The sequence below is a fragment of the Pseudomonas sp. FP2309 genome (genome assembly GCF_030687575.1).
GTDB lineage: Bacteria > Pseudomonadota > Gammaproteobacteria > Pseudomonadales > Pseudomonadaceae > Aquipseudomonas.
The window spans coordinates 4,802,706-4,816,531 of sequence record NZ_CP117439.1 but is presented as its reverse complement, the minus strand read 5'-3'; the positions used below and the strand labels follow the sequence as shown (position 1 = coordinate 4,816,531).

General features: G+C 58.7%; 9 protein-coding genes, 1 other RNA gene and 2 pseudogenes. 5 read left to right on the top strand and 7 right to left on the bottom strand.

Annotated features, from left to right (window positions below):
* Window positions 1-120 precede the first annotated feature (120 nt).
* Together PSH59_RS22130 and PSH59_RS22125 are read left to right on the top strand one after the other, a co-directional pair.
* On the top strand, window positions 121-2,562 hold the full coding sequence (locus tag PSH59_RS22130) for a Lon protease family protein (protein ID WP_248078358.1): 2,442 nt from the start codon (window positions 121-123) through the stop codon (window positions 2,560-2,562).
* A gap of 307 nt (window positions 2,563-2,869) precedes the next feature.
* A complete protein-coding gene (locus tag PSH59_RS22125; protein ID WP_248078356.1) occupies window positions 2,870-3,187 on the top strand; it encodes a hypothetical protein in 318 nt (105 codons plus the stop codon).
* Window positions 3,188-3,192: 5 nt separating this feature from the next.
* Here PSH59_RS22125 and PSH59_RS22120 read toward each other — a convergent pair whose 3' ends face one another.
* Entirely contained in the window at window positions 3,193-5,016 is a 1,824-nt protein-coding gene (locus tag PSH59_RS22120) for a hypothetical protein (protein WP_305393665.1), read from the bottom strand.
* Window positions 5,017-5,179: 163 nt separating this feature from the next.
* On the opposite strand from PSH59_RS22120, the gene PSH59_RS22115 reads away from it, so the two are divergent.
* Window positions 5,180-5,668: a TIGR00645 family protein gene (locus tag PSH59_RS22115; RefSeq protein ID WP_248078352.1), complete on the top strand. Its 489-nt coding sequence runs from the start codon at window positions 5,180-5,182 to the stop codon at window positions 5,666-5,668.
* A 16-nt stretch (window positions 5,669-5,684) separates the two neighbouring features.
* Here PSH59_RS22115 and PSH59_RS22110 read toward each other — a convergent pair whose 3' ends face one another.
* The 5 genes and pseudogenes from PSH59_RS22110 to PSH59_RS22095 form a co-directional block, all read right to left on the bottom strand.
* Window positions 5,685-7,118, bottom strand: a complete 1,434-nt coding sequence (locus PSH59_RS22110) for a glycosyltransferase family 39 protein (protein ID WP_305393664.1) — start codon at window positions 7,116-7,118, stop codon at window positions 5,685-5,687.
* 152 nt (window positions 7,119-7,270) lie between these two features.
* Window positions 7,271-8,056, bottom strand: a complete 786-nt coding sequence (locus PSH59_RS26465) for a methyl-accepting chemotaxis protein (RefSeq protein ID WP_370694438.1) — start codon at window positions 8,054-8,056, stop codon at window positions 7,271-7,273.
* Between the two features lie 159 nt (window positions 8,057-8,215).
* Window positions 8,216-8,425, bottom strand: a pseudogene (locus tag PSH59_RS26460) (chemotaxis protein); the annotation flags it as partial.
* A gap of 1,135 nt (window positions 8,426-9,560) precedes the next feature.
* The gene (locus PSH59_RS22100) at window positions 9,561-10,511 is read right to left on the bottom strand and encodes an HD-GYP domain-containing protein (protein ID WP_305393662.1); all 951 of its coding nucleotides are present in this window, start codon (window positions 10,509-10,511) and stop codon (window positions 9,561-9,563) included.
* A 256-nt stretch (window positions 10,512-10,767) separates the two neighbouring features.
* A complete protein-coding gene (locus tag PSH59_RS22095) occupies window positions 10,768-11,700 on the bottom strand; it encodes a chemotaxis protein CheV (RefSeq protein WP_305393661.1) in 933 nt (310 codons plus the stop codon).
* 302 nt (window positions 11,701-12,002) lie between these two features.
* On the opposite strand from PSH59_RS22095, the pseudogene PSH59_RS22090 reads away from it, so the two are divergent.
* Window positions 12,003-12,185 (top strand): annotated as a pseudogene (locus tag PSH59_RS22090) (hypothetical protein); the annotation flags it as partial.
* Window positions 12,186-12,268: 83 nt separating this feature from the next.
* On the top strand, window positions 12,269-13,180 hold the full coding sequence (locus PSH59_RS22085) for a restriction endonuclease (RefSeq protein ID WP_305393660.1): 912 nt from the start codon (window positions 12,269-12,271) through the stop codon (window positions 13,178-13,180).
* A gap of 244 nt (window positions 13,181-13,424) precedes the next feature.
* Here PSH59_RS22085 and ssrA read toward each other — a convergent pair.
* Window positions 13,425-13,821, bottom strand: a transfer-messenger RNA (tmRNA) gene (gene ssrA / locus PSH59_RS22080).
* Between the last annotated feature and the right edge of the window lie 5 nt (window positions 13,822-13,826).

The window sequence follows — 13,826 nt, the reverse complement described above, 5'->3', positions numbered from 1 at the left end:
GTCGCGATTTTTTTGTAGGACGCATCCCGTGCCTGCGCTTTCCCAACGCCGCGCCTTGCCAGAGCGCGCAAGGGGGAGCCAGAATGCCGTCATCTGCCCCGCCTGATGTAAGGAAGTCCGATGCCTGATCCTGTTGCTGCCAGCTTGCGTCTAGCGCCTGAAGCGCTGACTCGCCCTTTCTCCGCTGAACAGTTCAGCTTCTCGACCACCCATGAATTGGAGCCCTTTCGCGGTGTGCTTGGCCAGGAACGCGCAGTTGAAGCGTTGCAGTTCGGTGTGGCGATGCCACGCCCCGGTTACAACGTGTTTGTCATGGGCGAGCCGGGCACCGGCCGCTTTTCGTTCGTCAAACGTTACCTGAAGGCCGAAGGCAAGCGCCTGCAGACCCCGGCGGACTGGGTCTATGTGAATAATTTCGATGAGCCGCGCGAACCCCGCGCTCTGGAATTGCCCGGCGGCGCAGCGGCGGCGTTCATTGCCGATATCAATGGCCTGGTCGATAACCTGGTGGCCACCTTCCCGGCCGTCTTCGAGCACCCGACGTATCAACAGCGTAAAAGCGCCATCGACCGCGCCTTCAACCAGCGTTACGACAAGGCCCTGGACGTGATCGAGCGTCTGGCCCTGGAAAAAGACGTGGCGTTGTACCGCGACAGTTCCAACATCGCCTTCACACCGATGCTCGACGGCAAGGCGCTGGACGAAGCCGAGTTTTCGCAGTTGCCCGAAGTGGATCGCGAGCGCTTTCACACGGACATTTCGGAGCTGGAAGAGCGTCTCAACGAAGAATTGGCCAGCCTGCCGCAGTGGAAGCGCGAGTCCAACAACCAGCTACGCCAGTTCAACGAAGAAACCATCACCCTGGCGCTGCAACCTTTGCTGGCGCCGTTGTCGGAGAAGTACGCAGAAAACGCCGCCGTCTGTGGTTACCTGCAAGCCATGCAGGTGTACCTGCTCAAAACCGTGGTCGAGCAATTGGTCGACGACGCCAAGACCGACGCCCAGGCGCGCAAGCTGCTCGAGGAGCAATACTGCCCGAGCCTGGTGGTGGGCCATTCGGTCAACGGCGGCGCACCGGTGGTGTTCGAGCCGCACCCGACCTACGACAACCTGTTCGGCCGCATTGAATACAGCACCGACCAGGGCGCGCTCTACACCACCTATCGTCAGTTGCGTCCGGGGGCTTTGCACCGGGCCAATGGCGGTTTCCTGATCCTTGAAGCCGAAAAAATGCTCAGCGAACCGTTTGTGTGGGACGCCCTCAAGCGTTCCCTGCAGTCGCGCAAGCTGAAGATGGAATCGCCTTTGGGCGAGCTGGGCCGCCTGGCCACGGTGACCCTCAACCCGCAGATGATCCCGTTGCAGGTCAAGGTGATCATCATCGGCTCGCGCCAGCTGTATTACGCGCTGCAGGATGCCGATCCGGACTTCCAGGAGATGTTCCGGGTGCTGGTGGACTTCGACGAAGACATCCCGATGGTGGACGAGAGCCTGGAGCAGTTTGCCCAGTTGCTCAAAACCCGCACCTCGGAAGAGGGCATGGCGCCGCTCACCTCGGACGCGGTGGCGCGGCTCGCCACCTACAGCGCGCGGCTGGCGGAGCACCAGGGGCGGTTGTCGGCGCGCATTGGCGATTTGTTCCAGTTGGTCAGTGAGGCGGATTTTATCCGCCACCTGGCGGGCGACGAGATGACCGACGCCGGCCACATCGAGCGCGCGCTCAAGGCCAAGGCCACGCGCACCGGGCGGGTGTCGGCACGGATTCTGGACGACATGCTCGCCGGGGTGATTCTGATCGACACCGCCGGTGCGGCCGTCGGCAAATGCAACGGGCTGACGGTGCTGGAGGTGGGGGACTCGGCGTTCGGCGTGCCGGCGCGGATTTCCGCCACGGTGTACCCCGGTGGCAGCGGAATCGTCGACATTGAGCGCGAGGTCAATCTCGGCCAGCCGATTCACTCCAAGGGCGTGATGATCCTCACCGGGTACCTGGGCAGCCGTTACGCCCAGGAATTCCCGCTGGCGATCTCGGCGAGTATCGCGCTGGAGCAGTCCTACGGTTATGTGGACGGTGACAGTGCGTCCCTGGGCGAGGCGTGCACCTTGATCTCGGCGTTGTCGAAAACCCCGCTCAAGCAGTGTTTTGCCATTACCGGCTCGATCAACCAGTTTGGTGAAGTGCAGGCGGTGGGCGGAGTCAACGAGAAGATCGAGGGCTTCTTCCGGCTCTGCGAAGCGCGCGGACTGACCGGGGAGCAAGGAGCGATCATTCCCCAGGCCAACGTCGCCACCCTGATGCTCGATGAGAAGGTGCTGCAGGCCGTACGCGCCGGGCAGTTCCATATCTACGCGGTGCGGCAGGCGGATGAGGCGCTGAGCCTGTTGGTGGGCGAGGATGCCGGGGAGCCGGATGCCGAGGGGCAGTTCCCCGAAGGCACCGTCAACGCGCGCGTGGTAGAACGCTTGCGCGCGATTGCCGAGATGATCAGCGAGGAAGACTTGAAGGAGGCGGAGAAAGAACTGGCGCAGCAGGCGCTCGCCGAGGCCAAGCCCGCCGGTTGAAATGGCCCGGCCCGTTCTCTTTTGTGGTGAGCGGGCTTGCTCCGCGCCGGGCTGCGAAGCAGCCCTGAAGCCAGACCAATCAAATCATCTGACACGTCGCAGCGGTCGTTTGGGGCCGCTGCGCGGGGTGGGCTGTCTCGCCAATAATTTGACTGGAATGTGGGCAGGACCACCGTTGGTCCTTAGCGCCTTGGTTTGGTGAGTTTTTCTTCTATTCTTTGCGTCAGGGATATCCACAGGAGTCGCTGGATAGAAACAGCCTCGCCATGGGCTGAGGTTGAACACCGATCTACCGAGGGTCGCCGCCATGCCGCGCAACCTTTGCCTTATTCGCCAGTGCTTCGGCCTGGTCACCCGTATCGAATGCTCCATTCGCCCTCTCGCGGGGGATGCCGGGATGTGGACGTTATTGTTTGCCGCCGGCATGTCCGGCGAGCAGCCGTCCACCATCAAGTCGCAAGGCCCGTTTCATGGGCCGTTTGCGGCGCAAACCATGCTGGAATCCATCGTCGACAGCTTGACGATGCACGGCTATGAGCTGGCGGGCGACCCGCAGATCTGGTGCCTGCATATGCAGGCCCATTTGCGACAGCTCAACGGCAATCGTGAACAGCTTGCGCTGTAGCCTGGCTATTTGCCCTCGGGTTTGTCCAGCTTGACCTCGAAGCCGTATTGCACGGTGCTCAGGTCGGTGCGCTGGTAGCTTTCCAGGGTGGTCGGCTTACCGTAGAAATAATGCACGTCAAACACCGGCGTGCCGTATTCCTCTGCGCGGTGGCTGACGCCGAGGATTTCCTTGAGGTACTGACCGCTGGCGTCCTTGGCGTAGAAACGCCAGCTGTCGGCGGGGAATTCTTTCTGGTCGACGATCAGTGCGTTGTCCTTGAGTGACAAGCCCTTGGGTAGCTTGGCCGCTTCCAGTTCGCCCTTTTCGATGGTCGCCAGGAACAGCGGAATGGAGCCCACCACAAAGGCCGGGTTTTCCGGGAACAGGGTCAGGTCGTAGGTGAGCGTGCCGCGCGCCGGGTTCATTTCGTAAGCCTCGGTGGGCAACTCAATGGGTTCGCCGCGTTCACCCTTGTCGTCGGCGGTAAAGAACGTCACCGGCGATTCGCTGCTGTTGCGCTCGGCACCTACCAGTTCGTCATTGAAGGTGTAGGGGTGATCGAACGTGATATGGGCGGCGCTGGCGTCTTCGACGGACTGGCTGATGGTCACGCTGCTTTTGAGCTGGTCCTCGGTCAGCGCAGCGCTCTTGAGCCAGTTGGCGGCGCTGTCGTCGTACACGGTGACCGGCATCGGCAAGGGTTGCACGGTTTTTTCCAGGCTGTTCTTGTCGAAGCGCATCACCGGCAGATCGAGGTCCTTACGCGTGACGGACGCCTCTGAAAAGTCCAGCACGTTGACCTGCACGCTGTCGATCAGGCCGTTGAAATACACCTTGGCGTAATGGCTGCTCTGTTTGTGTTCGAAGGCCTTTTGTTGCTCGGTGAGCTGTTTTTCGAAGGCGTCGGACCAGACCGTCTGTTTTTGCATCTCGGCCAGTTGTTTCTCATAGAACGCGACCTGCGCGGCGCTTTCGTTGATCGACCCCGAACGCGTGAGGAATTGTCCGGTGGCATCGCGCGCCTGCACCAGCAATGGGTTCGGTGACACATCGCCCACCTGCGGTGCCAGCGGCTCGTTGTTGGTCAGTTCGATCTCGGCGTAGTTTTTTTCCAGGAGCAGCAGGTTGACGGTGACAGCGCCCTCGGTGCGCTTGTGGCCGACGTCCTTTTTAGACAGGTCGAACGTCAACACCGCTCTCGGCGCGATCACCTCCACTGCGGCCTTGAGGCTGACGGGCTGCGGCTGGCTCTTGTTTTCCGTTTCGATGCCATCGATGAACGGGTAGGTCACCGTCAAGTCATCCGGGTTGGTCAGGTTGGAGCTGCTGGGGCTCAACTGGATGCCTGGGTCGGTTTCCGACCACTCCGGCTGGAACGGTATGACTTTGTTGTTGCTCAGCGTCACCGATTGCCACTCCACGCCATGGGGGAACGGGAATGCGTCGGGCAGGTTGAAGCTGAACGGGAACACCGGCTGCAAATCCGTCAGGTAGTCGGAGTGCGAGGTTTTGCGCAGCACGAACAGGCCGTTGATATAGGTGTCTACCAGCGCCTGAGGCGTGGGGTAGTGCTTGAGCAGGGCCAGCGCGTCTTCGCCGTATTCGGCTTCGATGGGTTTGGCGGCGAGCTTGACCCGTGCGCGTTCGAGCAACAGCAACGAACCGCCGAGATCGGCGATGGCGTCGCGCAGTTTGGGGTCTTGGATGCGGTCGAGGGACTGTTCGAAGGTGGCGGTCTTTTCTTCGAGGGTGGCCTGCTTCTGTTCATCGCTGGGGGAGCAGCCGCTGCCGAGCAGCAATGCCGCACACAGGCTGACAGTGGCCAAAGGTGATCGCACATCCATCATTTACATTCTTCCTGTCCGACGTCATCGAGCCGAGTTATTCGGCTCGACACTAGCAGAAAAATTCTCTTACAGAAGCCGCCTGGGTCAGTTTTCTCGCGGTTACAGGTGTCTTGTGGCGGCTGGTATACTCGCCGCCATTTATAGCCACGCTGTGTGAGACCCCATGGAACGCTTTATTGAAAACACTATGTACGCTTCACGCTGGCTGCTGGCGCCGATCTATCTCGGATTGTCCCTGGGCCTGCTGATCCTGGCGCTGAAGTTCTTCCAGGAAATCATCCACGTTCTGCCCAACGTATTTTCCATGCTCGAGGCTGACGTCATCCTGCTGCTGCTGTCGTTGATCGACATGGCGCTGGTCGGCGGTTTGCTGGTGATGGTGATGATTTCCGGCTACGAGAACTTCGTCTCGCAGCTGGATATCGATGACAACAAAGAAAAACTCAACTGGCTGGGCACCATGGACTCTTCGTCGCTGAAGATGAAAGTGGCGGCCTCCATCGTGGCGATTTCTTCGATCCACTTGCTGCGCATCTTCATGGACGCCAAGAACGTCGATCCCGAGCACCTGATGTGGTACGTGATCATCCACATGACCTTCGTGGTCTCGGCGTTTGCCATGGGTTACCTGGACAAGGTCACCAAGCACTGATCCCTTCGCGCCCGCCTTACTGTTCGATGAAATAGTAAGGCTGGCGGCCAATCTTCATCTCTTTGATCACGCTGACCTTCTCGTTCAGTTGGCTGGGGTTGTCCAGCAGCGCAACGTTGCCGGGCTTGGCCGTGAGAAAACTGCGCAGTTCTGCCTCGGTTTGCAGGATTGGCAAGTACCCCTGCAGATAGAACACGCTCGCCCCGGCGATACGCTCGTTGGGTCGGAACATCACCACGTCTTTGCCTTGGTTTTGAAAGGCCCTGGCCTGGCTGATCACCGGCACGAAGGACTCGCGCCTGTCTGCCTTTGGCGCGAACCAGAACGCGGCCGTCAGATAACTGGCAATCGCCAGGCTGAACGCACCGATGATGATGCCGCGGTGGTAGCGATACAGCGCCGGTTTGCGCGTCTTGAGCCACGCCAACACGACCCCTGCATATTCTGCCGCGAGCACCGCTGCGGCTGGCGTGAGTGCCATCAGGTAAACGGTGCGCTTGCTGGAGGCCAGGGTCAGCAGGGTGAACTGCGCCACCAGCCACACGCTGAAAAACAGGTAGTAGCGGTTGCGCACCAAGCTTTTACGAAAGTGCCACAAGCCCAGGTACACCAGGATGTTCCACGGCAAAAAGGCCTCGGGCAGCTTTGCGATGTAGTAGTAGAGGGGCTCGTAATGCCCGGCCTCCACAAACGAGCCGCTGAAGCGTCCGACGCTGTTGGTCCACAGCACCTCGGCCACGGCCTGCAGGCCGCCGCGCTGGTAGAGAAACCCCAGCCAGATCAGCAGCGGCACCAAGGCCAGCAGTGTGAATACCGCCGGTTTGATCCAGTCGCCGATGCGCACGCGTTTATCCATCACGCTGGTGCTGAGCAGGTACACGAAAATCACGATGCCCGGCATGGCCAGGCCCAGTACGCCCTTACTCAGGGTGGCGATCACCATCCCCACGGTAAACAGCGCCCACGCGCCGCTACTGGACCCCTCACGTTCGGGGCGTACGGCCTGGTAGAACGCCAGCAATGCGGTGGTCACGCCGAGGCTGAGCAACGAATCCTCACCCACACCGCGCACATTGCCCCAGTAACTGGCCATGGTCGCCAGAATCAACGCCGCACAGAACGCCAGGGTTTTGGGGCGCCCGAAGCGGCGCAACATGCCGTAGAACAGCATCACGCTGAACAGTCCGGCAAACGCCGAAGCCAGGCGCACAGCCCAGGTGGTGGCGCCAAACAAACGAATCGCGCCGGCATCCAGCCAGAGGCTCAGGGGCGGTTTTTCCAGGAAGGGCTCGCGAAACAGGCGTGGGATCACCCAGTCATTGTCCAGGTGCATGGCCATGGCGATGCCGGCGACGCGTGCCTCTGTGGAGCCTTGCAGCTCATGGCTGCCCAGGGCGAAGAAGAACAACAGACCAGCGAGAAGGAGCAGCAGAGGAGCGGGGCGCGTCATGAAGTCTGGCTACCAGGGCAGGAGGGCATTCGGGGGGAACGACTCGGGCAAGGGGCGAGTATAGGGAGGCGATTCTTAATATTTCGTGAACGGACAGAGGGTTTATCACGCGATGCCAGGGGGCCGCGCCCCCGGCTGCGTTAGACGTACCGCTAGGCTTTGACTTTGAAGCGACTCAAGCCTTGCTGCATGGCACTGGCGCGCTCCGACAGGTTCCTGGCCGCTGCTGCGCATTGCTGCGAGTTGAGCTGGTTCTGCTGGGTCACTTCGTCGATTTGCTCCAGCCCGATACTGGCCTGTTGCAAGCCGGACGCCTGTTCGCTGGACGCCTGGTAGATCATCGACACCAGGCTGGAGACGGTGCTGGTGCCGGTAACGATGTTGCGCAGCGAGTCAGCGGTGCGCCCGGCGATGACCATGCCGCGTTGCGTCTTGGTCGAAGAGTCGGCAATCAGCGCCGCCGTTTGCTGCGCCGCCTCGGCACTGCGGGCGGCGAGGCTGCGCACCTCATCGGCGACCACGGCAAAGCCACGGCCCAACTCACCGGCACGTGCCGCCTCGATCGCCGCGTTCAACGCCAGCAGGTTGGTCTGCGCGGCAATGTTGTCGATGGTGGTGATGATGGCGGTAATGTCTTTGCCCGAATTGTCGATTTCGGCCATGGCCGCGATCAGTTCACTCATCAGCTTGTCACTTTCGCCTGCGTCGGCGCGTGCTGCCTGGGACTGCTCATCGGCCTTTTTCGCGTTGGCAGAGTTATCGGTGGTCTGCGCCGCCATTTGCGTCATCACCGCACTGATTTCCGTGATCGAAGACGCCGAGTTCGATGCGCCATCGGACAATGACTGGCTCAACTCGGTGACCTGCGCAGAGCTCCCGGTGATTTGTGTGGCGCTGGCCTGGACCTGGGAAATCAGGGCGTTCAAGTTGCCGACCATTTTTTCCAGTGACTTGCCCAGTGTGTCGTTGGGCGACGACAGACGCACTTCCAGGTCCAGGTCCCCTTCGGAAATACGTTCGGCCACCCGAACCTGGCGTTGCAGGCTTTCCGACATATCGTTCAAGGCAAAGGACAGTTGACCGACTTCATCTTCAGACTTTTGCTCCAGCCGCCGAGAGAAATCGCCCAGGCTGATGTTGGCGGCCAAGGCGGCGGCTTCACGAATCGGGCCGACGATCTTCGCGGTGGCGAACCACAGGGCGAGCAGTGCCAGCAGGGAAATGGCAACACCGACCGAGACCTGCCAGGTGCTGCTCTTGACGCCGCGTGACTGCAATTCCTGCTCAAGTGCGAGGGCCTGGCTCATGACAACCGCTTTGGGCAGATGGATCACGATAGCCCAAGGCTTGCCGGTACGGCCGAGGTTGATGGGCATCTGCACCTCGATTTCCTGGGTGTCCTGGTTCAGGCGGCTGTCGCCCTGGCCTTTCTGCACATTGGCCAGCACCTTGTCCCAAGTGCCTGGCAGCAAGGCTTTGAGTGGCTGACCGATCAGCTCCGGCCGCTTGCTGTCGGCCACCACCAGGCCTTGATGGCTGAGGATCGACACGGAGCCTTTGCCGCCATACAGGTCGGCGGACATCTGCTCGCTGAGCTTCTGGATAAACGAGATATCGAAGTCGGCACCGACCACGCCGTAGAACTTGCCATTGGCGGTGATCGGCACCGACAGGGTGGTCAGCCACACATTCTTGCCTTGCACCACGTAGGGGAGGGGGTCGAGTACGCTTTCTTTCAGGGTGTCCCGGGGGCCGGAGTACCAGCCGCCTTTCAACACGCCATTGGGGTGGCGGGCATCGGAGTCATATTCAACCAGCGGCTGCACCGCGATGTGGCCGTCTGCGCTTCGCGTCCAATAGGGAGTGAAGCGGCCCGTCAACGGGTTGTTACCGCCCTCGTTGTTGCGAAAGGCTTGATCCTGGCCATCCAACGCATCCGGCTCCCAGCAGGAGTAGGTGCCGTTGAAGTCCGGGTTGTCCTTGAGCACGCTGAGCAGCATCGTATTAATGGCGTCCCGGCTCAAGGCCAGCGGGCTCTGTGCGGCCTTGCCCGCGCCCAGCGTATTGGCCAGTGTGCGTGCCGAGTCCAGGGCATTTTGCAGCTTCGCCTGAATGGCATTGGCACGCGACTCCGCCAGGTTTTGCACTTCGCGGATGGTGGCGCTTTCTATCAATGTCGAAACTTCGGTACCGACGTAGGCTTCATTGGCCTTTGAGGAGTACAACCCATATAACACCAGGCTTGCGCACGAAATAAACAGGCAGAGTCCGGCCGTAAAGCAAATTCGAGTCTGCAATGAGTTGAATTTCATGATGTTTCCCGCCCGCGCTTATAGTTACCAACATCATGGGATGTCGGCATTTCAGTGTTTTTGGTGTACGCAAGGCTTAATGAATCACCGGCTGTTTAGGCATGGATATGCTGTACAGCGCTGTAGATTGTTAGTGCGTCTGTGATGTTTCAGCGTCGAGCCACAAGCGCTCGGTGTTTTTGAAACCGTAACGTTGTGACGGGACGCGCGCAATAATACGATCGGGTTGGTTAGGCTCGCTCAGGTCTATTATTTGGTGGGGGATATAGATGTTCAGTACGGGTAGAAAGAACACTTTTATTTTGGGTGCCAACAACGAGTCGGCGTGTTGTTCGATGACCACGCCGATGCCGCCACTTTTCAATTGAACAATCGAACCGACTGGGTAAATGCCCACGGACTTTAAAAACGCGCGGAACACTTCATCGTCAAAATGCCCCTTCCACGATGACATTTGCTGGATCGCAACAGCGGGGTCCCAACCCTGGTTGTAGGACCGGTCCGAGGTGATTGCGTCGTAGACATCGCAGACCGCGGCCATCCGCGCAACCAGGCTGATTTGGTCGCCCACCAACTGATGGGGGTAGCCGGTACCGTCGACTTTTTCGTGGTGATGCAGGCATACGTCCACGACCATTTCGCACATCTGCGCGGTGGCCAGCAGGGTTTTTTCACCCTCCAGCGGGTGGGTGCGCACCAGTTGCAATTCATCATCGCTGAGCTTGCCGGGCTTGTTGAGGATTGCGCCAGGTATGGCCATTTTGCCGATGTCATGCAGCAGCCCGGCCATCCCGACCCTGCGGATCATTGCGTTGGAGAGGCCCAACTGGTTGCCCACGGCAATCATCAATGCGCACACGGCAACCGAGTGCATGTAGGTGTAGTCGTCGATGCTCTTCAAGCGTGCCAGGCTGATAAAAGCATCGGGATGGCGTGCGATCGAATTGGAAATATCTTCGACCAGTGCACTGACGCTTTCCAGTTCCAAGGCCCTGCCCATGCGGGCATGACCGAACATTTCGACCACGGCGGTCTTGGCGCGGCCACAGATGGCTTGCGCGGCGACCAGTTCATCCTGCATGGACGTGGGGGGATTTGGCGTTGCGACGGCCGGAGCAGACGAGGACCCCGCATCGCCGGGTTGGGCACCGCACCCCATGGCGCACGGGGCGTCAGGCTGGGCGCTTGGCACCCGGTCCCGCCAAAATGGCTTGGTTTCGCCATCAGGCGTCTGATCATTGAGCTCATTACATTTCAACATGGCATGCCCTCTGTTGATGTTCTTTTTATTACTGTTCTCGGCAGCCTCCTTGGCTTGAGGTGTGTTGTTTTAAGCGTCAGCCCGGGATCGTTGCCTTGATGCGCGCGACCACGCGGCCGGCGAGATCGTCCGGTTGAAACTTCGCCAGGAAGTCATCGGCCCCGACTTTCTTGACCATGGCCTGGTTGAACCCACCCGACAGCGAGGTGTGGAGCACAATGTGCAAGGCAGCCATGCGTGGGTCGCTGCGGATTTCGGCGGTCAAGGTATAGCCGTCCATTTCCGGCATTTCGATGTCGGAAATCATCATCAAAAACTCCTTCTCCGGCTTGCGCCCCTCGTCGAGCATGGTGCGAAGGTAGTCCAACGCCTGGCGACCATCGTTCAAGGCGACCACTTCGACACCGACCGTCTCCAGGCAGCGGGTGACCTGTTTACGCGCCACCATCGAATCGTCCACGGTCAACACACGCAGATGACGAGCCCGCTGGGTGACGTCGTCGTCCAGCACGCCTGAGGAAATTTCTTCGCTGGACGGCGAGATCTCCGTCAGCACCTTTTCGACATCAATGATCTCTACCAGGCGGTCATCGCTTCGAGTCACCGCCGTCAGATAATTGTTATCGCCGCTGCCCTTGGGCGGCGGATGAATGTCTTCCCAGTTCAAATTGACGATGTGCTCGACGGCGTACACCAAGAAGCCTTGAACGCGGTTGTTGTACTCCGTAAGGATGATAAAAGCGCTTTCCTTATCCGTGATACCCGGCAGCCCAGTCGCCATCGCCAGGTCTAGAATCGGAATACACGTGCCCCGAATATTGGCCACGCCACAAATGTTGTTATTAGACTTTGGTAGTAGAGACAACTTGGGGCAGCGAATAACTTCCCTGACTTTAAAGACATTGATGCCATACAACTGATGGTCGTTGAATCTAAATAGCAATAGTTCCAGTCTGTTCTGGCCGACCAGTTGCGTGCGGCTGTTTACGGATGCCATTACACCTGCCATACACGCCCCCTTGGTCTTGGCTTAAACAGTGGTGATGTCTTAATGACATTAGCATATGTGTGGGAATGTAAAATATATGTGAAGAGAAATAATGGGTGGGTTTATCGTTAAAGCAATAGGGGGGCGGGGAAGGGCTATTCGATTGATGGGTTGAAAATAGATAGTTGGCTAAGTTACTAGTTTTAGTTGAGACTTATTAAGATTGAATGAGGCGGTGTAATAAAGTTGCGAACTTCGGTGTTTTTGGTGTTCGTGATTGGTTGCAGAGTTGAGTGAGGCGGCGCGATGGCTAGCGCGAGGGGAACGAGGAAATGGGCAAATACACCGTCGAACCCGGCGGTGACGTTGGGAGCGGTAAGCCGCATGGACCGCAGAAGAAACGGTTGTCAGAATTCATCCAAACGTTAAATGATATCTTCGGTGCCGAAGTGAGCGACGACGATCAGTTGCAGTACCTTACCGGCATCGCCGAGCGCATCAGTCGTCACTGTCACTGGAAGTCTTGGATAACGAAACGAAGAGCCGCGCGGACGGGATCTAAATCGGCCGCCAGAATTAGGGAGTAACCGTGGCAATTCCGGATTTTCAAAGTGTGATGCGCCCGGTGTTAAGCACCGTGCAGAACGGTGCGCCGCTGCCGCTCAATGAGCTGCGCGAACGGATGGCTGACCAATTTCAATTGACCGAGGACGAACGCAAGGAGCGCCTGCCGTCTGGTCAGCAGACGGTAATCAACAACCGAGTGGGCTGGGCTCGTACCTATTTGAATAAGGCCGGGCTGCTGTGCATTCCGGTTAAAGGCATGGTGCAAATTACCCCGCGTGGTCTTGATGCGTTGACCAACGGCCCGCAGCGCATCACGGTGAGCTGGTTAAAGCAGTTTCCCGAGTTTGCGGACTTCCATACGGCCAAACCGCAATCAGTCGACGCGCCATCCCTGCTGAGCGTTGGTATTGCCGAAACCACGCCAGACGAGCAGTTGGCTGAGGCGCATCAAGCACTGATGCAGTCCCTGGCAGATGAGCTGCTGACGCAAGTCCGGCTGGCCACCCCCCGCTTCTTTGAACGGTTAGTGGTCGATCTCATGATTGCTATGGGGTACGGCGGCTCGCGTAAAGAGGCTGGCAAAGCGACCCAAGCGACCAACGATGATGGTATCGACGGCATCATCAAAGAAGACAAGCTAGGTCTCGATGTGATCTATCTGCAGGCCAAACGCTGGGCCAATACGGTGCATCGTCCGGAAATCGACAAGTTTATCGGCGCATTGACTCGCCAGCGTGCGCGTAAGGGCGTGTTCATCACCACCTCGGAGTTTTCCGAAGGCGCCCGCACTGCGGCGCTGGGGCTGGATATCAAAGTGGTATTGATCGACGGTATTGAGCTGGCGCGGTTGATGGTGGAAAACAACTTGGGTGTGAGCGTTAAGCAGGTCTATGAAGTGAAGCAGCTGGACAGTGATTACTTCGCTGAAGAGTGAGTCGCAATGCTGGTGGCCGGCTTAGTCGCGCAGCTAGGCGATGGGCCTGAGCGGGCATGAGAGCTGCCTGTGACCCGTTTTGGTATTTCAAAAATTGGCACGAGAAAGCCTGGGATACCATTTGAAATACCCAAACGGCTGGGGCTCAGAAAACTCCACGGAGCCCCAGTAGCGCTTAAACCCGTTATTTCACTGAATTTCAGGCACAAAAAAAGACGTCCGTGGACGTCTTTAGATGATCAAGTGGTGGAGCCGGGGGGATTTGAACCCCCGTCCGCCAGTACTCCGCTGTCGGTACTACATGCTTAGCCGTTTCTATTAAGTTAACCCTCAGCGACCCGAAGGGCAGGGTGCTTTGGGCGAGTTGTGTAAGTTTTAGCCGCTTCGTCCACAACGTACTGCACGGCGATTCTGTTCTATATGACAATCACTTTGGGTTTACAGACATCCCCTGGTGATTGCTGGACCCGAAGGTACCAGAAGCTCAGGTCTAAGGCTGCTTACGCAGCGATAGCGAATTCCTGGCCGTAGTTTTCGTCATTGGCAACTATAAGTAGTTGCAACAGTGGATTTACGAGTTCTGTTACCAACTCGGCATGCACCTAAAGTTTCGCGACCGGCGTCGAATCCTAAACGGCCCCGTGCT

Bases quoted from the DNA above. Each gene is read 5' to 3' on its own strand.
- PSH59_RS22120 (WP_305393665.1), bottom strand. From the start codon at position 5,016: ATGATGGATGTGCGATCACCTTTGGCCACTGTCAGCCTGTGTGCGGCA.
- PSH59_RS22125 (WP_248078356.1), top strand. From the start codon at position 2,870: ATGCCGCGCAACCTTTGCCTTATTCGCCAGTGCTTCGGCCTGGTCACC.
- PSH59_RS22095 (WP_305393661.1), bottom strand. From the start codon at position 11,700: ATGGCAGGTGTAATGGCATCCGTAAACAGCCGCACGCAACTGGTCGGC.
- PSH59_RS22130 (WP_248078358.1), top strand. From the start codon at position 121: ATGCCTGATCCTGTTGCTGCCAGCTTGCGTCTAGCGCCTGAAGCGCTG.
- PSH59_RS26465 (WP_370694438.1), bottom strand. From the start codon at position 8,056: ATGGTCGGCAACTTGAACGCCCTGATTTCCCAGGTCCAGGCCAGCGCC.
- PSH59_RS22110 (WP_305393664.1), bottom strand. From the start codon at position 7,118: ATGACGCGCCCCGCTCCTCTGCTGCTCCTTCTCGCTGGTCTGTTGTTC.
- PSH59_RS22115 (WP_248078352.1), top strand. From the start codon at position 5,180: ATGGAACGCTTTATTGAAAACACTATGTACGCTTCACGCTGGCTGCTG.
- PSH59_RS22100 (WP_305393662.1), bottom strand. From the start codon at position 10,511: ATGCAGGATGAACTGGTCGCCGCGCAAGCCATCTGTGGCCGCGCCAAG.